This is a genomic window from Chromohalobacter sp. 11-W, from assembly GCF_029889905.1.
Classification (GTDB): domain Bacteria; phylum Pseudomonadota; class Gammaproteobacteria; order Pseudomonadales; family Halomonadaceae; genus Chromohalobacter.
This window is the reverse complement of the sequence record NZ_JARANZ010000005.1, coordinates 1-16,550: the sequence shown is the minus strand read 5'-3', so window position 1 is coordinate 16,550 and position 16,550 is coordinate 1. Positions and strand designations below refer to the sequence as shown.

General features: G+C 60.5%; 15 protein-coding genes. 9 read left to right on the top strand and 6 right to left on the bottom strand.

Annotation, left to right across the window (positions count from 1 at the left end; all coding sequences use genetic code 11):
* Nucleotides 1–8: 8 nt before the first annotated feature.
* Nucleotides 9–917, bottom strand: a complete 909-nt coding sequence (locus tag OP494_RS08235) for a LysR family transcriptional regulator ArgP (protein ID WP_280540265.1) — start codon at nucleotides 915–917, stop codon at nucleotides 9–11.
* A gap of 106 nt (nucleotides 918–1,023) precedes the next feature.
* On the opposite strand from OP494_RS08235, the gene OP494_RS08230 reads away from it, so the two are divergent.
* The 3 genes from OP494_RS08230 to OP494_RS08220 all read left to right on the top strand — a co-directional run bounded on the left by OP494_RS08230 (nucleotide 1,024) and on the right by OP494_RS08220 (nucleotide 4,821).
* Nucleotides 1,024–1,635: a LysE/ArgO family amino acid transporter gene (locus OP494_RS08230; protein WP_247620656.1), complete on the top strand. Its 612-nt coding sequence runs from the start codon at nucleotides 1,024–1,026 to the stop codon at nucleotides 1,633–1,635.
* 126 nt (nucleotides 1,636–1,761) lie between these two features.
* Nucleotides 1,762–3,573, top strand: coding sequence for an acyl-CoA dehydrogenase C-terminal domain-containing protein (locus OP494_RS08225; protein WP_280540264.1), 1,812 nt, complete (start codon nucleotides 1,762–1,764; stop codon nucleotides 3,571–3,573).
* Between the two features lie 153 nt (nucleotides 3,574–3,726).
* Nucleotides 3,727–4,821 (top strand): AI-2E family transporter, encoded by a 1,095-nt coding sequence (locus OP494_RS08220; protein ID WP_280540263.1) that lies wholly within the window; start codon nucleotides 3,727–3,729, stop codon nucleotides 4,819–4,821.
* Between the two features lie 88 nt (nucleotides 4,822–4,909).
* Here the strand turns inward: OP494_RS08220 and trxA are convergent, their stop codons facing one another.
* Nucleotides 4,910–5,233, bottom strand: a complete 324-nt coding sequence (trxA, locus tag OP494_RS08215) for a thioredoxin (protein WP_075369080.1) — start codon at nucleotides 5,231–5,233, stop codon at nucleotides 4,910–4,912.
* A 259-nt stretch (nucleotides 5,234–5,492) separates the two neighbouring features.
* Here trxA and cysB point away from each other — a divergent pair, with 259 nt between their 5' ends.
* Entirely contained in the window at nucleotides 5,493–6,464 is a 972-nt protein-coding gene (gene cysB / locus OP494_RS08210; RefSeq protein ID WP_280540262.1) for an HTH-type transcriptional regulator CysB, read from the top strand.
* A 98-nt stretch (nucleotides 6,465–6,562) separates the two neighbouring features.
* On the opposite strand, the gene OP494_RS08205 is transcribed toward cysB, so the two are convergent.
* From OP494_RS08205 to pabB, 4 genes are all read right to left on the bottom strand, one after another.
* Nucleotides 6,563–7,183, bottom strand: a complete 621-nt coding sequence (locus OP494_RS08205) for a phosphoadenosine phosphosulfate reductase family protein (protein ID WP_280540261.1) — start codon at nucleotides 7,181–7,183, stop codon at nucleotides 6,563–6,565.
* A gap of 137 nt (nucleotides 7,184–7,320) precedes the next feature.
* Nucleotides 7,321–8,121 (bottom strand): ABC transporter ATP-binding protein, encoded by an 801-nt coding sequence (locus OP494_RS08200; RefSeq protein ID WP_280540260.1) that lies wholly within the window; start codon nucleotides 8,119–8,121, stop codon nucleotides 7,321–7,323.
* On the bottom strand, nucleotides 8,118–9,176 hold the full coding sequence (locus tag OP494_RS08195; RefSeq protein WP_280540259.1) for an iron ABC transporter permease: 1,059 nt from the start codon (nucleotides 9,174–9,176) through the stop codon (nucleotides 8,118–8,120). The genes OP494_RS08200 and OP494_RS08195 overlap by 4 nt, the downstream gene beginning before the upstream one ends.
* Nucleotides 9,177–9,184: 8 nt before the next feature.
* A complete protein-coding gene (gene pabB, locus OP494_RS08190; RefSeq protein ID WP_280540258.1) occupies nucleotides 9,185–10,567 on the bottom strand; it encodes an aminodeoxychorismate synthase component I in 1,383 nt (460 codons plus the stop codon).
* A gap of 127 nt (nucleotides 10,568–10,694) precedes the next feature.
* Here pabB and OP494_RS08185 point away from each other — a divergent pair, with 127 nt between their 5' ends.
* The 5 genes from OP494_RS08185 (at nucleotide 10,695) to prpD (ending at nucleotide 16,167) form a co-directional block, all read left to right on the top strand.
* Nucleotides 10,695–11,555: an alpha/beta hydrolase gene (locus OP494_RS08185; RefSeq protein WP_280540257.1), complete on the top strand. Its 861-nt coding sequence runs from the start codon at nucleotides 10,695–10,697 to the stop codon at nucleotides 11,553–11,555.
* 146 nt (nucleotides 11,556–11,701) lie between these two features.
* A complete protein-coding gene (locus OP494_RS08180) occupies nucleotides 11,702–12,478 on the top strand; it encodes a GntR family transcriptional regulator (RefSeq protein WP_280540256.1) in 777 nt (258 codons plus the stop codon).
* Nucleotides 12,475–13,356: a methylisocitrate lyase gene (gene prpB / locus OP494_RS08175; RefSeq protein ID WP_280540255.1), complete on the top strand. Its 882-nt coding sequence runs from the start codon at nucleotides 12,475–12,477 to the stop codon at nucleotides 13,354–13,356. Before OP494_RS08180 ends, prpB begins: the two co-directional genes overlap by 4 nt.
* A gap of 71 nt (nucleotides 13,357–13,427) precedes the next feature.
* On the top strand, nucleotides 13,428–14,555 hold the full coding sequence (gene prpC / locus OP494_RS08170; protein WP_280540254.1) for a 2-methylcitrate synthase: 1,128 nt from the start codon (nucleotides 13,428–13,430) through the stop codon (nucleotides 14,553–14,555).
* A gap of 127 nt (nucleotides 14,556–14,682) precedes the next feature.
* Nucleotides 14,683–16,167, top strand: a complete 1,485-nt coding sequence (prpD, locus tag OP494_RS08165) for a 2-methylcitrate dehydratase (protein WP_280540253.1) — start codon at nucleotides 14,683–14,685, stop codon at nucleotides 16,165–16,167.
* Nucleotides 16,168–16,550 lie beyond the last annotated feature (383 nt).

Genomic DNA, 16,550 nt, shown 5'->3' with positions numbered 1-16,550 from the left:
TAGGCCGTCTAGAGTAGGGGTTGAGACTGCGGTGAGGGCGGCATGAGCCAAGCGCTGCTCATAGCGAGCAAATGAGTGGTCAAGGCGTCCAATGTGTCGCCACCGTGGCGCCAATGATGCCAGTACAGCGGCACATCGATGTAGCTGTTCGCGTCGAGGTCGACCAGACGCCCCTCACGTCGTTCGCGTTCCACCTGTCGTTCGGGAATCAATCCGTAGCCCATACCGGCCAGGGCCAGATGCACGAAGCCTTCCGAGGACGGGCATAGATGGTGTGGAAATGATTCCTTATAGCCTCGCATCTCCAGGTAACGATGCTGAAGGCGATCATCAGGCCCGAATACGATGGCCGGCGCCTTGCGCAAGGCATCGTGCGTCAGCCCTTCGCTGAAATGGCGTGACACGTAGCCGGGGCTGGCGATGGCACGGTAGCGCATGCTGCCCAGGGCGTGCGCGCGGGCCCCTTGAACGGGGCGCGGCGTGGCGCAGATGCAGCCAGCGACCTCGCCATCGCGCATGCGCTTGAGCGCGACATCCTGATCCTCGACGATCAAGTCCAATAAAACGCCTTGGCGTCGGCAGAAGTCGCCGGTGGTCGGCGACCACCAGGTGGCCAGGCTGTCGGCATTGATGGCCAGGCGCAGGCGTTGCTCGCGCTCTCCCAATGCCGGGATCTGGTCGAGCAGGTCATGCTCGAGCAGCCGAACCTGTTGCACGTGATTGAGAAGCCGCCGACCCAGCGGTGTCGGAGCAAGCTTGGGCGTGCGTACTAGCACCGGTTGGCCGAGGCGCGCTTCCAACAATTTGATGCGTTGCGAGACAGCCGACTGAGTGAGCCCCAGATAATGCGCCCCGCGTTCGAATCCTCCTTGGTCGACCACGACGGCCAGTGCTTCGAGCAGTTTGTAATCAAGCATCAGTAAACGTTATCACCCATTCCTTGAATTAATTTAACTTATTCTTGTAGTCAAGCGTATTCTGCGTCACTTATCAATGTATCCCGGGTGAAAAGAGGGGACGGATATGTGGGGTTCTTGGCTCAATGGTCTGTTCGTGGGGGCGGGGTTGATCATTGCCATCGGCGCGCAGAATGCGTTCGTACTTCAACGCGGGCTAACGCATGAATACCCCTGGTGGGTGGCGACCGTCTGTGCATTGTGCGATCTGATGCTAATCGGTGCGGGCGTGCTAGGGCTGGGGGCTTTGCTAACGTCGCATTCGGTGCTCATGCAAGTAGCGCGCTGGGGCGGAGTAGCGTTCTTATGTTGGCAGGCGTGGCAGGCCTGGCGTCGTGTGCGTCGTCCTTCCTCGCTAAAGGCCGGCGGTGAGACACGACCTCGCCTGTGGGGTGTGTTGATGGCAACGCTGGCCGTGACCCTGCTCAATCCGCATGTGTATCTGGATACGGTGATCATGCTCGGCGCCATCGGCGCCCAACAAGCCGTGCCCGAAGCCTTCGTGGGTGGCGCGGCCATGGCTTCGTTGGGATGGTTCTTCGGGCTCGTGGGGGGCGCGAGCTGGTTGGCACCGCGTCTGGCCAACCCGCGTGCTTGGCAGATCATTGAGGGCGGCATCTGCGTCATACTGCTATTAGTGGCATGGCAACTGGCCACGGCGCCATTGGGAGCTGCCTGAGCTTGCTACCAATGTCATCCCATAAGATTCAAACGAACGCTTGACTTGGTCATTGTCGGCGCTTAATTTCAAACGCATGTTTGATGTCCTCGGGACACCTGCCCCGTACCGTTCAGGAGCTTCAAGATGCCCAGTTACCAGGCGCCGCTACGCGATTTTCGTTTCGTGATGGACGAGGTTCTCGACTATCCGCGTCATTATGCTCAGTTGCCCCAGGCCGAAGAGATCACCCCGGATGTGGTGAGTGCGATCTTGGAAGAGGGCGCACGCTTTACACGCGAGGTGTTACTGCCGCTCAACCAGACCGGCGACGAGCAGGGCTGTCGACTCGAAGGTGGCGAGGTGCTGACGCCTGCGGGATTCAAAGAGGCCTATGCCCAGTACGTGGCAGGCGGCTGGCCGAGTCTATCAGGCGATACGGCGTATCACGGTCAAGGATTGCCGACGTCACTCGGCATGATGCTCTCGGAGATGGTGTGTTCGACCAATTTGGCGTGGGGCATGTACCCAGGGCTTTCCCAGGGCGCCGCCGATGCGCTTCGTCATCATGGTAGCGACGAGCAGAAGGCGCAGTATCTGACCAAGCTCAATGACGGCACCTGGACGGGCTCCATGTGCCTGACCGAGCCGCAATGCGGCACCGACCTGGGCCTGATCAAGACCCGAGCGCGTCCCGACGAGGCGGGTGGTTATCTCATCACCGGGACCAAGATATTCATCTCCGCGGGCGAGCACGACCTGGCCGAGAACATCGTGCACCTGGTTCTGGCCAAACTGCCCGACGCACCGGAGGGTACCAAGGGGATCTCCCTATTCGTGGTGCCCAAGTACCTGCCCGATACCGAGGGCGAAGTCGGTGAACGCAATGCCGTGAGTTGCGGCGCCCTGGAGCACAAGATGGGCATTCACGGCAACGCTACTTGCGTGATGAACTTCGATGGTGCGCGCGGATATCTCGTCGGCAAACCCCATAAGGGGCTGGCCTGCATGTTCACCATGATGAACGTGGCGCGTATCGGTGTTGGCATCCAGGGACTGGGGCTGATAGAGGTAAGCTTTCAGAATGCCTTGGCCTACGCCCGCGATCGCCTACAGATGCGTGCATTGTCCGGCACGCGGGAAGCGGACAAGCCAGCCGATCCCATCATCTCGCATCCCGATGTGCGCCGCATGTTGTTGACCCAGAAGGCGTTTGCCGAGGGTGGTCGCATGCTGGTGCTGCATGCCGCGCAACTAGCGGATCGCGTGGAATGCGCGACCGACGCCGCCGAGCGCGAAGCGGCTGAAACCGAATTGGGATTGCTGACGCCCATCGTCAAGGCATTCTTGACCGAGGTAGGTTTCGAGGCCACCAATGAGGGCGTGCAAGTCTTTGGGGGGCACGGCTACATCCGCGAATGGGGCATGGAACAGTATGTGCGCGATGCCCGCATCACGCGGCTTTACGAAGGCACCACAGGTATCCAGGCACTGGATCTATTGGGGCGTAAGGTGTTGATGAGTCAAGGGGAAGCACTCAAGCCCTTCACCAAGCAGATCCACAAGTTCTGTCAGGCTCACGAGGGCGATGACGCCATGGCGGAGTTCGTCACCCCCTTGGCGAAGCTCAACGCAGAGTGGGGTGATCTGACCATGGCGGTCGGCATGAAGGCCATGCAGGACCGTGAGGAAGTGGGCGCCGCGAGTGTCGATTATCTGATGTATGCCGGCTATGTCACTCTGGCGTTCTTCTGGGCCCGCGCGGCACAGGCGGCGCATCAGTCCCTGGCCGGTAACCCCGACGACGCGGCGTTTTACCGTGCCAAGCTCGATACCGCTCGCTTCTATTTCCAGCGTCTGTTGCCGCGTACCCGCGCGCATGCCGAGATGATACGCGCCGGTGGTGAGACGTTGATGGCCATGCAGGCTGAGGACTTTGGGCACGGTTTCGACATTTGATCGGGCCTTGAGCTTGCGCAACTGAATGATGCGTGGCGGACCGGAGCGTGTCGGGTCCGCCTTTTAGTCTCTCGTGGCGGGGAGTGGCGTTTGTGCAAGTAACCCCTGCCAGGCAGAATAGGGCCTTGGTTTCGTCAAGGATGCGAACGCCCCATGCCCCCCGGACACGACCCCGGTTCACAGAACCTACCTCTCAACTTGATGCTGACCCTGGCGTCTTTGGTGATCATCGTTGGCGGCATGCAGGCAGGCGCCGACTTGCTGATTCCCATACTGCTATCACTGTTCATCGCCGTGATCTGCACATCACCGGTGCATTGGCTGCATGAGCGCGGCTTGGGCATGCGGCTTTCGGTATTGGCCACGTTGCTGATACTCGGCGTGTTGATGACCTTGTTGGGTGCACTTCTCGGCAACAGTTTCACGACCTTCATGGACGCCTTGCCCAAGCTTCAGGACCAGCTGCAAGAGCACTATCTGACCGTGCTGCGATGGCTGGCGGGGCAGGGGATATCCATTGATCCCAAGGGTGTCTCCGAGCTTTTCGATGCCTCCCGGGCGACCGACTGGGTTCCCGTTTTCCTTGGCAGTGTGGGTAACCTGCTCTCGCAGAGCGTTGTGATCATGCTGTTGGTGATCTTCATGCTGTTCGAGACATTGGATTTCCGCAACAAGGTCTCGCAAGCGTTGCTCAACCCGGCGCCGAGCCTAAAGCGTTTCACCGAGTTCAGTCGCAATCTCAAGCGCTACCTAGCCATCAAGACGGTGATCAGTTTGGTGACCGGTGTGCTGGTGTGGGGCACGTGCATGGTGATCGGAGTCGACTTCGCGCTGTTGTGGGGAACCTTGGCGTTCTGTCTCAACTACATTCCCAATATCGGCTCGGCCTTGGCGGCCGTGCCTGCCGTGCTCTTGACCTTGGCGATGCCGGAAGGTGGCCCCTTCAAGGCGATGCTGCTGGCGGGTGCCTATCTGGCGATCAATTTCCTCATGGGAAATATCATCGAGCCCCGGGTCATGGGACGCACGATGGGACTTTCCACGTTGGTGGCGTTCTTGTCGCTGGTGGTATGGGGATGGATCTTCGGGCCAGTGGGCATGTTGCTGTCGGTGCCGTTGACCATGACGCTCAAGATTGCGCTGGATAGTCATCCCGAAACGCGTTGGTTAGCGAAATTACTGAGCCCTTCCGAACGCGCGCGGCGCCGGCGTGCCGAGATGAGATCCCCGGAACCGCCTCCCGAGTAGTCTAAGCCTCGACGTCCCCCGTAACGACAATCGCCCCGCATGAGCGGGGCGATTGTCAGCATCCTTCGACGGCTTAACGCCGTGACGATCAGGCGTTCTGATCGATGAACTGTGTCAGCTGCGACTTGGACTGTGCGCCGACCAAGGAAGCCACCTTGGCGCCGGACTTGAACATCATCACAGTCGGAACACCGCGCACGCCTTGCTCGGCGGCGATTTCCGGTGCGTCGTCGACGTTAATGCTGACGACCTTGAGACCACCGGCTTTCTCATCGGCGACTTCATCGACTACAGGGGCCATCATCTTGCAAGGGCCGCACCACGGCGCCCAGAACTTGAGCAGTACGGGCTGTTCGGCGTTGACGACTTCCTGCTCGAAGTTAGCGGAGGTGACATCGACATTATTAGCCATTACGAATCTCTCCAGTATTCCGTTGCGCTTTTGCGAGCGTAGATGAGGCGATGGTAGCCGCTGACCATGGCCCTGGCAAATGCCCCATCGGTATGGTGACAATAGCATCAGCCTATCATGTCGGCGCTTTTCCACGCACCACCACGGTGCGGTATTGCCAGGGTGTCGACGCTCTTCTACTCTCGCACCATATGCTTTAAAGTAATCACAAATTTAAATTTTATGCCATAAAAGATTGCCAGGTCGGGAGGCATCGCTCATGAAACTCCAGCAACTGCGCTATATCTGGGAAGTTGCCCGGCACAACCTCAATGTCTCCGCTACCGCGCAGAGTCTGTTTACTTCTCAGCCGGGCATTTCCAAGCAGATACGCTTGCTGGAGGATGAGCTGGGGGTGGAAATCTTCGCGCGTAGCGGCAAGCATCTAACCCGTGTGACACCGGCCGGCGAGGCGATCATCGAGCTGGCCGGCAAGGTGCTGCGCACCGTCGACAATATCAAGCACGTTTCGCAAGAGCACAGTGACGAGCGGCGCGGTAGCCTATCGATCGCCACTACCCATACCCAAGCGCGTTATGCCTTGCCGCCGGTCATTCATGAATTTCGGCAGAAGTATCCCGATGTCGCCCTGCACATGCAGCAGGGGACACCCAAGCAGATCGCCCAGATGGTCAGCGAAGGGCAGGCCGATTTCGCGATCTGCACCGAGTCGCTGGAGCTTTTTACCGACCTGGTGCTGTTGCCATGCTATCGCTGGAACCGCTGCGTGCTGGTTCCACAAGACCACCCTTTGGCGTCGGTGGAAACACTGACGCTCGAAGCCCTGGCCGAGTATCCGCTGGTGACCTACCTGTTCGGCTTTACCGGCCGTTCGCAGCTCGACGATGCCTTCAAGGCACATGATCTGACGCCCAACGTGGTACTCACCGCTGCCGATGCCGATGTCATAAAGACCTACGTTCGCCTGGGGCTCGGCGTGGGTATCGTCGCACACATGGCGGTCGACCCTGTCGTCGATCGCGACTTGGTAGCGCTCGATGCCAGCCACCTGTTCGAGAGCTCGACGACCAAGATCGGTATTCGTCGTGGCACCTTCATGCGCGGTTTCATGTTCGACTTCGTCAATCGCTTTGCCCCCCATCTCGATCGAGACAGTATCGAAGCCGCGCTGGCGGCGGGGCCACGTCACGAGCAGGTGTTGTTCGAGGGCATCCAACTGCCGGTGCGCTGAGAACGGCCTGGCAATACGAGAATGCCGATGCCCCATAAAGGCGGCATCGGCATGGCAGGCGTCGTGTCATCGGTTCGGCGGATGCTGGGTTTCGGCGCCTAGTGCTGAAGGTGCAGCCCGCACTCGCGCTTGTCTTCCACCTTGGTCGGGTCGAAGTAATCGAAGTTGTTGGGCAGATCGTGCTTCTGCAGGTACTGATACATATCCTTGGCGCTCCAGTGCAGTACGGGCGCGACCTTGATCAAGCCATCCTGATTGATTGATACCGGCTGCATCTGGGCACGTTCGGCGGTGTCTTCGGCGCGCAGTGCGGTGAGCCATACACGCGGCGCGGCCTCGCGCAGCGCCCGCTGGAATGGCTCTAGCTTGACTTCCTCAGTGAACGCCGCGTGGCGCGGATCGTCGATGGTCGGAAACTCACCCTCGACGGCATCGCGATGCGCGCGTGAGCGGCGCGGATGATAGATCGTCAAGTTGAGGTCCAACTGACGGCTGATCTCTTCTGCGAAGCGATAAGTGGCCTCGGTGTTATAGCCTGAGTCCATCCAGACCACGGGAATGTTCGGCTGCACCTGCGTGATCATATGCAGGATCACTGCCTCGAAAGGCCGGAAGTTGGTCGTGCAGATTGCCTTGCCATCGAGCGAGAGTGCCCAGCGCACCAGGGCCTCCGGGTCGTGGCCAAGATCGCGATTGATGGCATCGATATCGAGCGACATGATGAGCTCCTGTGGAAGGTGGCGTGAAGTCTGCCGACTTCGACGAATGGCCATACCCTAGCAAACCGCCGAAACGATCCCCCAATATCGATTGGTTCGAAGCTTATATGCCTTTAACGAAGGCAGTGCTTGTCTTGTTAGAACCTATCTGCATGAACATTGCCTAGGGAGTGAATCGCTGTGAGGGGCGTGATACGCGGCGGCTCGTCGTCCGGCCATTCGATGTGCGCCTCGATGGCATAGACATCGCGCAGGCGCGCATGGGTTAGGACGTCGCTGGGAGTGCCGCTGGCAGCGACGCGGCCTGCCTTGAGCATCCATACATGATGGGCGAAGCGCGCCGCCAGGCTAAGGTCATGAATGGCGATGACGACGATGATGTGGCGCTGCGCCGCGAGGCGAGTCAGCCAGTCGAGCACTTGCAATTGATGATGAAGGTCCAGCGCGCTGGTCGGTTCGTCGAGCAGTAGCAGCGACGGCTCACGCGTCACGGCTTGCGCGATGGCGACCCGTTGTCGTTGACCGCCCGAGAGCTGGCTCAAGTCGCGCTCGGCCAGTGGCTCCAGCTCCAAAGCCTGAAGTGTCTCCTGCACCTTACGTAGCGCGCATTCATGCGCTTCGTGAATGCAGGTGCGGCGTGCCAGCAAGACCGCTTCGAACACGCTGAGCACGGCGCGTGAGCCGAGCTCTTGCGGCAAGTAATAGAGGTATCGGGCACGTCGTTCGAGCGATAGCGTTATCAATTCCTGGTCATTCAATATGAGCGAGCCGTCGGCACGCTGGAGGCCAGCGATGGCCTTGAGCAGTGTCGATTTCCCGGCGCCATTGGGGCCGATCAGGGCGGTGACCTCGCCGGGACGTGCCTGCAGACCGGCGATGCCCTCGAGGACGGGCGTGCCTCCCAAACGGCAATCGAGACGTTCGAGTCTGAGTGTCATCCCCATATCTCCTTACGGCTGCGCAGGATCAGCGAGACGAAAAACGGCAACCCGATGAGTGCGGTGAGTAAACCAATCGGCAGCAGAATGCCGGGCACCAGGGTTTTCGAGAGGATCGAGGTGGCGGACATGATCAGTGCCCCGCTGAGGGCGGACATGGGCAGAAAGACACGCTGATCCTCGCCAACCAGCAAACGCGCGATATGCGGGCCCACCAGGCCGACGAAACCGATCGTCCCCACGAAGGCTACGGCGGTGGCGGCCAAAAGCGAGCAGCACAGCAGGATACGCAGTCGTAAGCGCCCGACATTGATGCCCATGGCCTGGGCGTGAAGATCGCCTAGGCGCAGCGCGGTGAGTCGCCAGCCGGCATGGAGAAATACTGGCAGCGTCACGCAAAGCGCGAGTGTCGCCAGGCCGACCTTGCCCCAACTGGCCTTGCCGAGACTGCCCAGTGACCAGAACACCAGTTGCTGCAAGGCCTCGGCGGAGGCGACGTACTGCATCAAACCGAGCATGGCGTTGAAGAAGAACATGATGGCGATGCCCATCAGCACCAGGGTCTGCACGCTGACGCCGCGCAGACGACTCACCCCCCAGATGACCAGCGATGCGGCCAGGGCCAGCAGGAAGGCATTGCCGGTGACCAGTAATGTATCGGCGAAGGGGACGATGCCAACGCCAAGGGTGATGGCGAGCGCTGCGCCGACACTCGCCGCCGAGGAAATGCCCAGCGTGAACGGATCGGCGAGGGGATTGTTGAGGATGGTCTGCATCTCAGCGCCGGCGAGCGCCAGGCTTACCCCGACGACTATGGCCATCAAGGCCACCGGCAGACGAATGCCCCACACGATGACGCGCAGCGCGTCCGAAGCGCTACTTGGTGCGACGAGGGTCATGAGCACATCGCGCAATGGGTAGTGACCCGGACCGGTGGCGATGTCGACGATGACCATGGCGAGTGTTAGCAAGGCAACACCGACGATGAGACGACGCTGGCGCCGCCGCCGCGTGCGATACCGGGAGACGCTGTCGGCAGGGGAGGACTCAGGCATTGCGGTTGTCATTCGCTCAGGATACGCGATTCGTCGCGCTCATGGGGTCCATCGGTGCCGAGCGCTTCCATAAGGCGCGAGATCTTGGCGAGTGTTTCCTGGTATTCGGCCTCCTCGTCGGAGTCGGCGACCAGGCCACCGCCGCCCCACAGGTGGAGCTGGCCGGCATCCGCCACGGCGGTGCGGATGGCGATGGAGGTATCCATTCGCCCGCGCGTATCGACGTAGCCGATGCTCCCGCAATACACGCTGCGGCGACTGGGTTCGAGATTGTCGATGAGCTGCATGGCACGGACCTTGGGCGCGCCGGTGATCGAGCCACCGGGGAACGCCGCTCCCAGCAGATCCAGCGCATGCCGTGTCGCGTCGAGTTCGCCGGTGACCACGCTGACCAGGTGATGGACGTTGGCATAGCTCTCCAGGCCGCATAACTGTGGGACGCGTACGCTTCCCGGCTGACAGACGCGCCCCAGGTCATTGCGCAGTAAGTCGACGATCATGACGTTTTCGGCGCTATCCTTGAGGCTGTCACGCAGCTCGCGGGCGTAGCGCCGATCCTCTATGGAGGTGCTGCCGCGCGGCCGAGTGCCCTTGATGGGGCGCGTTTCCACGCGTCCCTCGACGACTTCGAGAAAGCGCTCCGGCGACAGCGATAGAATGCCCTTGTCGTCCCAGGCGAGATAGGCGCCATAAGGCGTCGGCGTGGCTTGGCGCAGCCGCCGATAGGCGTGCCATAAATCGCCTTGGTAGTGAGTGCTGAAACGCTGGGCCAGGTTGATTTGGTAACAGTCGCCGCTGCGGATGTAATGCTGCACGGCACGGAAGCGCTCGCCGTAGGCGGCGCGGTCGAGTTCACCTCGAAAGGGGGCAAGCAGTTGAAACGTCGAGGCTGGTGATGGCGCTGCTTGTAGCCATTCCAACACCTGGGCGCGGCGCGCCGGCGTGGCCACGAGCCAGGCTTGGCGGGCGTGATGATCGTGGATGAGGGCCCAGTCGTAGAGGCCGACACGGCTGTGGGGCAGCGTGACCGCCTCGCAAGCATGGCCTGAGAAAGCCTCCAAATGGCGTCCGAAATCGTAGCTCCAGTAGCCGATCAAACCGCCCAGAAACGGCAGTTCACTCGTCACGTCGGTGGAGGGAAGACGCTCGAGCAAGGCACGCTGAGCGGCGAGCGGATCGTCGGGAAGATGCGCGACGTTACTGGTGACCTGGCCGTCTCGGTTCACTTCCAGCCATGCGATGGGGTCGCTAGCGATAATGTCGTAACGTCCGCCGGGAGCCGCCGGGAAGCCGCTATCCAGCAGCACGGCATCGGGGCGACGGCGCAGGCGCTCGAAGCGTGCCAGCGGATCGCCATGATAGGGCAGGGGCGTCAATTCGAGTGTCGGCATCGGTGCAGCATCCTGTCGCGGGCGACTCATTTTAGGGAAGCTAGCCGGATTTGTCCGCCCATGAGCGTGTGCGGATAATGACGGCCATTCAACGCCCCAGAGGCGTGGCACATAGAGGATGACGAATATGACAACGTCGCTGGACGAAGGCGAGATGCGGCAAGGCACACTGGCGCGCCCGGATCAGCAGTGCCATTGGCGTCGTCTCGAGCGTCGCGAGGGCGCGGGCAATGTGGTCATGCTGCATGGGGCAGGGGTAGCGGCCGAGCTGACCTGGGGACCGATGGTGACGTATCTCGATGCCTGGCGGACGTTCCTGATGCCCGACTTGCGGGGCATGGGAGCGACGCGTGCGGTAGATGGCCGTGAGCGGCCTTTCTCGCTGGATGAAGTCGTCGACGATGTCGAAGCCGTGCTCGAGGCCCAGGATATCGAGCACTGCGATGTCATTGGCTATTCGTTTGGTGGGCTGGTGGCGATGCGTCTCAAGCAGCGCTTGGGTACCCGCATCGGGCGTATGATGTTGCTCGAGCCGGCACTTCTGGAGCGCGAAGACCGCGCGACAATGGTACGCGTGCGCGATGGCTATGCCGAGGCGGCGCGTGCCATTCGCGAGGCGTCGACGCCGGAAGCGGGTGTCGTCGCCTTTCTGGATTTGATCGCGCCACATCGCTCGCGCAACCCACGGGCCGAGCGCATGATGATACGGCGCCTCGCGCAACGTCCCTTGGGATTCGCCAATGCGCTGGATTGCGTGACCGATGCCGTCCGGCATCTCGACCGCGACGCCTTGCTCGAGGCGCAACGGGATGTGACGAGTGTCGTGGGAGGCAAGAGCCTCGCGGCCATGCAAGACTACCACTCAACCTTGGCGCAGCGACGCTCCGACTGGCGCTACATCGAACTGCCGGGCACTGACCATTCGCTGCCGTTTCAAAAACCCCGGCGGCTCGCCGGCCTGTTGCAAGAAACATCTTCGCTTAATTAAGGATGAAGATGATTGATTGTCGACAATATGGGCACCGGTAAGTGCTGCCCATGCGGCGAAAGGTGTAGGGGCGCCGGGCTTCAGGCAGTTGACCCTTTTGGGGTAGATTACTAAAGTAATGCTTATTCTTTATTGTCGACAATTACATGACGCTTCCTCCTTTACCTCATAACGCCGATTCTCATGATGCTTGGCAATCGGCGACTGGTCATGACGACGCTCCCGAAGTGCGCACACTCGCCGAGCGCGTCTTTCACCAACTGCAAAGCGCCATCGTGCGGGGTGAGCTGGCGCCCGGTGCCAAGATCACCGAGCCAGGCCTGGCCAAGGCTTACGGCATCTCCCGCGGGCCTTTGCGCGAGGCGATGCGTCGCCTGGAAGCCCACCGCTTGATCGAGCGTATCCCGCATGTCGGTGCACGCGTAGTCAAACTCTCCATGCGTGAATTGCTGGAGTTGTTCGATCTGCGCGAAGCCCTGGAGAGCATGGCGGCGCGCCTGGCGGCGCGACACATGACGGCGCCGGAAATCGCTGGGCTGCGCGAGGTGCTGGCGGTCCACGAGCGACAGGAGGACCTGCAGCGCAACGAGGCCTATTTTCAGCGCGAGGGCGACCTGGACTTCCACTACTGCATCGTACAAGGCAGTCACAATCGCATGCTGATGACCATGCTGTGTGACGACCTTTATTACCTGGTGCGCCTTTACCGTACGCAATTCAGTGCCAGCGGCGCGCGCCCGCAGCGGGCTTTCGTCGAGCACCACCGTATCGTCGACGCCATCGAGGCGGGCGATGAGGAACTGGCCGAACTCTTGATGCGTCGCCACGTCAGTGCGTCTCGCGAGAATGTCGCCAAGCACTATGCCGAGACGCTCGATGAACAGTCGTCCCATACCCATTTCGAGGAGAATACGACGTCATGAGCCATTCTACTCCCGGTGCGCGTTTTCGTGCGGCACTCGAGGCGCACCGTCCCTTGCCGATCGTCGGTACCATCAACGCCTATACGGCTCTCATGGCCGAAAAGGTTGGGCACCCGGCGATTTATCTCTCCGGGGGCGGCGTGGCCAATGCGTCCTTCGGCTTGCCCGACCTGGGTATGACCACGATGAACGATGTCGCCGAGGACGCTCGGCGTATTACGGCGGCCTCAGATACGCCGCTGCTGGTCGATATCGATACGGGATGGGGTGGGGCGTTCAATATAGAGCGTACCATCAAGGAAATGCAGCGCGCTGACGTGGCAGCGGTGCACCTGGAAGATCAGGTCGCGCAGAAGCGCTGCGGACACCGGCCCAACAAGGAGATCGTTTCCCAATCGGAAATGGTCGATCGCATCAAGGCGGCAGCCGATGCGCGTCTGGATGACGATTTTTATCTGATCGCGCGTACCGATGCCTTTCAGAAGGAAGGGTTGGAAGCGGCTATCGAGCGCGCCAATGCCTGTCTCGAGGCCGGTGCCGATGCCATCTTCGCCGAGGCCGTGCATAGCCTTGAGGACTATCGCGCATTTTGCACGCGCGTCAATGCGCCGATCCTGGCCAATATCACCGAGTTCGGCGCCACGCCGTTGTTTACTCAGCAGGAGCTGCATGATGTGGGTTGCCGCATGGTGCTGTATCCGCTGTCGGCCTTTCGCGCCATGAATGCTGCGGCACTCGAGGTGTATCGCAGCATTCACGACAATGGGCATCAGCGCGATGTCCTCGACAAGATGCAAACGCGCGATGAGCTTTACGAGTTTCTCGATTATCACGCCTTCGAGCGCAAGCTGGATGCCCTGTTTGACGAAGACAAGTGAACGGGCGGCATGGCTGTGCACTATCTAGCGTGAGGCAACAACGATAACGATCTGGCACAAGGAGGCTCGCCATGGCGGATAAAACGCCCACCAGTACCGGCTTGCGCGGCATGAGTGCGGGCAGCACCGCGTTATGTACCGTTGGCCAGTCAGGCTCGGGGCTGACATACCGTGGCTATGACATTCACGACCTCGCCGAGCATGCGCGCTTCGAGGAAGTCGCCTATCTATTGTTCAAGGGGAAATTGCCCAATCAGGCGGAGCTCGAGGCCTACGTGGCGCGACTCAAATCGCTGCGTGGCCTGCCCGCATCGCTGAAGGCTGTGCTCGAACAGATTCCCGCCGAGGCCCATCCGATGGATGTGATGCGCACCGGGGCGTCGATGCTGGGCAATCTCGAGACGGAGGAGGGCTTCGCCGAGCAGCAGGATAAAAGCGATCGGATGCTGGCGGCATTTCCCTCGATCATCAATTACTGGTATCGCTTCAGCCATGACGGCGTGCGCATCGATACCGAAACCGACGATGACTCGGTGGGTGGCCATTTCCTGCACTTGCTGCATGGTAAGCCGGCCTCTGAATTGCATGCGCGGGTGATGAACGTTTCGTTGATCCTGTACGCCGAGCATGAGTTCAATGCCTCGACGTTTACCGCTCGCGTGTGCGCCTCGACGCTTTCGGATATTCATTCCTGCGTGACTGGCGCCATTGGCTCGCTACGCGGTCCGCTGCATGGTGGCGCCAACGAAGCGGCGATGGCCATGATCGAGGATTGGCAAACGCCGGAAGAGGCCGAGCGCGAGCTGTTGGGCATGCTCGCGCGCAAGGAAAAGGTCATGGGCTTCGGACATGCGATCTATCGCGAATCCGATCCGCGTAACGCCATCATCAAGCAGTGGTCGAAACGTCTCGCGGACGACGTTGGCGATACGCGCCTCTATCCCGTCTCCGAGCGTGTCGAGGCGGTGATGTGGCGGGAGAAAAAACTCTTCTGCAACGCCGACTTTTTCCATGCCAGCGCCTACCACTTCATGGGCGTTCCCACCAAACTGTTCACCCCGATCTTCGTGTGCTCGCGCCTCACTGGCTGGTGTGCCCATGTGTTCGAGCAGCGCGAAAACAACCGCATCATCCGGCCCAGCGCGGACTATGTCGGGCCGGAAAAACAGGCGTGGGTGCCGATCGAGCGACGTCATTGATGTCGGGGGTCGTGGGAGCGAATTTATTCGCGATTAAGCGGCTTGATCCATCGGGAACAAGTTCCCTCCCACAAGACCGTTAGCCGTCTCGGCCAAGCCGGTCTAGTAACAAGTTCAAGGAATCAACATGAGTGCCAACGTCGAACAGAACCAGCGCCCCGACTACGATCCCGAGCTACAGGCGATCGCCGATTACGTGCTGGACTATCGCGTCACCGGTCAGGAGGCCCTGAAGACCGCCCGTTATTGCTTGATGGATACGCTGGGGTGCGGCTTGTTGGCACTGCGTTTTCCCGAGTGCACCAAGCATCTAGGGCCGTTGGTCGAGGGAACAGTGGTGCCGCACGGTGCGCGGGTGCCGGGCACCCAGCTACGTCTCGATCCGGTCAAGGCGGCCTGGGACATCGGCGCCATCATTCGTTGGTTGGATTACAACGACACCTGGCTGGCGGCGGAGTGGGGGCATCCCTCAGACAATCTGGGAGGAATCCTGGCGGTTGCCGATCATTTGTCGCAAAAGCGCGTGGCCGAAGGTGAAGCGCCGTTGACCATGCGTGACGTACTCGAGGCGATGGTCATGGCCCATGAGATTCAGGGCGTGCTGGCACTCGAGAACTCATTCAATCGGGTAGGGCTCGATCACGTTGCCTTGGTAAAGGTCGCCTCGACGGCAGTGGTCGCCAAGCTGATGGGGGCGGATCGAGAGCAGTTGCTTGCCGCGCTGTCACATGCCTTCGTCGACGGCCAGAGCCTGCGAACTTATCGGCATGCGCCGAACGCCGGGTCACGTAAGTCCTGGGCGGCGGGCGATGCAACCTCGCGCGGCGTGCGCCTGGCGGATATCGCCATGCGTGGCGAAATGGGCATTCCCGGTGTGCTGAGTGCGCCGCAATGGGGCTTCTATGATGTGCTGTTCTCCAAGACCAATAAGGACCAGCAACTCAAGCCGGAAGAAGATCGCCAATTTCGAGTCAGTCAGAACTACGGCTCCTATGTCATGGAAAACGTGCTGTTCAAAATCAGCTTTCCGGCAGAGTTTCATGCCCAGACCGCCTGTGAGGCAGCCGTGACGCTGCATCCTCAGGTCAAGGACCGCCTGAGAGACATCGACAGGGTGGTGATCACCACCCATGAATCGGCGATTCGCATCATCTCCAAGCAAGGGCATCTGGCCAATCCTGCCGACCGCGACCATTGCCTTCAGTACATGACGGCCGTCCCTTTGATCTTCGGACACTTGGTCGCCGAGCACTACGAAGATGCCTTCCATGCGGCGAACCCGGTCATCGATCAATTGCGTGACAAGATGGAAGTGGTTGAAGACGCGCGTTACAGCCGTGAGTATCTTGAGGCCGACAAACGCTCCATCGCCAACGCGATTCAGGTGTTCTTCAAGGATGGCAGCAAAACCGAGCAAGTGGCCGTCGAATACCCCATCGGCCATCGTCGGCGCCGGGAAGAAGGTATGCCCCTTCTAGAGGCGAAGTTTAGCGCTAACCTCGCGACACGCTTCCCGGCACGCCACTGTGATGACATTCTGGCGCTGTGCGCGGATCAGGCGCGCCTGGAAAGCACCCCCGTACATCGTTTCGTCGATCGCTTCGTAATCTGAGCAAAAACCCCTTGCGTTCACGACGGCGGATCCGTAAAGTACGCATCCGCTGCCGGCGACGGACCTCGTGGCCAGCGGTGGAGAGGTAGCGCAAGTGACTGACGTGCTTGAGAAATTCAAACCTTCGGGGGTGCTTTCTCGCTTGACAGTGACGCCGGTTTCGGTAAAATGCGCCGCACCTCGAAAGGCCTCTGATAACGCCCGCATGTCGGCCGATATCAGCGATTGTCTCCTCGGCTAACGCCTTGACAATCACGGCGCTTTCGGTAGAATACGCCTTCCTTGCGAGGCGGCCCATCGGGCCAACGCAAGCCGCTCCGCTCTTGTATATCGAGCCCGGAGCCGCTCTTTAACAAACGATCAGGTAATTCATGTGGGCGTTT

What these genes read in the sequence shown, in the direction of transcription:
- OP494_RS08235 (WP_280540265.1), bottom strand. Translation starts at nt 917, where the DNA reads ATGCTTGATTACAAACTGCTCGAAGCACTGGCCGTCGTGGTCGACCAA.
- OP494_RS08230 (WP_247620656.1), top strand. Translation starts at nt 1,024, where the DNA reads ATGTGGGGTTCTTGGCTCAATGGTCTGTTCGTGGGGGCGGGGTTGATC.
- OP494_RS08225 (WP_280540264.1), top strand. Translation starts at nt 1,762, where the DNA reads ATGCCCAGTTACCAGGCGCCGCTACGCGATTTTCGTTTCGTGATGGAC.
- OP494_RS08220 (WP_280540263.1), top strand. Translation starts at nt 3,727, where the DNA reads ATGCCCCCCGGACACGACCCCGGTTCACAGAACCTACCTCTCAACTTG.
- trxA (WP_075369080.1), bottom strand. Translation starts at nt 5,233, where the DNA reads ATGGCTAATAATGTCGATGTCACCTCCGCTAACTTCGAGCAGGAAGTC.
- cysB (WP_280540262.1), top strand. Translation starts at nt 5,493, where the DNA reads ATGAAACTCCAGCAACTGCGCTATATCTGGGAAGTTGCCCGGCACAAC.
- OP494_RS08205 (WP_280540261.1), bottom strand. Translation starts at nt 7,183, where the DNA reads ATGTCGCTCGATATCGATGCCATCAATCGCGATCTTGGCCACGACCCG.
- OP494_RS08200 (WP_280540260.1), bottom strand. Translation starts at nt 8,121, where the DNA reads ATGACACTCAGACTCGAACGTCTCGATTGCCGTTTGGGAGGCACGCCC.
- OP494_RS08195 (WP_280540259.1), bottom strand. Translation starts at nt 9,176, where the DNA reads ATGCCTGAGTCCTCCCCTGCCGACAGCGTCTCCCGGTATCGCACGCGG.
- pabB (WP_280540258.1), bottom strand. Translation starts at nt 10,567, where the DNA reads ATGCCGACACTCGAATTGACGCCCCTGCCCTATCATGGCGATCCGCTG.
- OP494_RS08185 (WP_280540257.1), top strand. Translation starts at nt 10,695, where the DNA reads ATGACAACGTCGCTGGACGAAGGCGAGATGCGGCAAGGCACACTGGCG.
- OP494_RS08180 (WP_280540256.1), top strand. Translation starts at nt 11,702, where the DNA reads ATGACGCTTCCTCCTTTACCTCATAACGCCGATTCTCATGATGCTTGG.
- prpB (WP_280540255.1), top strand. Translation starts at nt 12,475, where the DNA reads ATGAGCCATTCTACTCCCGGTGCGCGTTTTCGTGCGGCACTCGAGGCG.
- prpC (WP_280540254.1), top strand. Translation starts at nt 13,428, where the DNA reads ATGGCGGATAAAACGCCCACCAGTACCGGCTTGCGCGGCATGAGTGCG.
- prpD (WP_280540253.1), top strand. Translation starts at nt 14,683, where the DNA reads ATGAGTGCCAACGTCGAACAGAACCAGCGCCCCGACTACGATCCCGAG.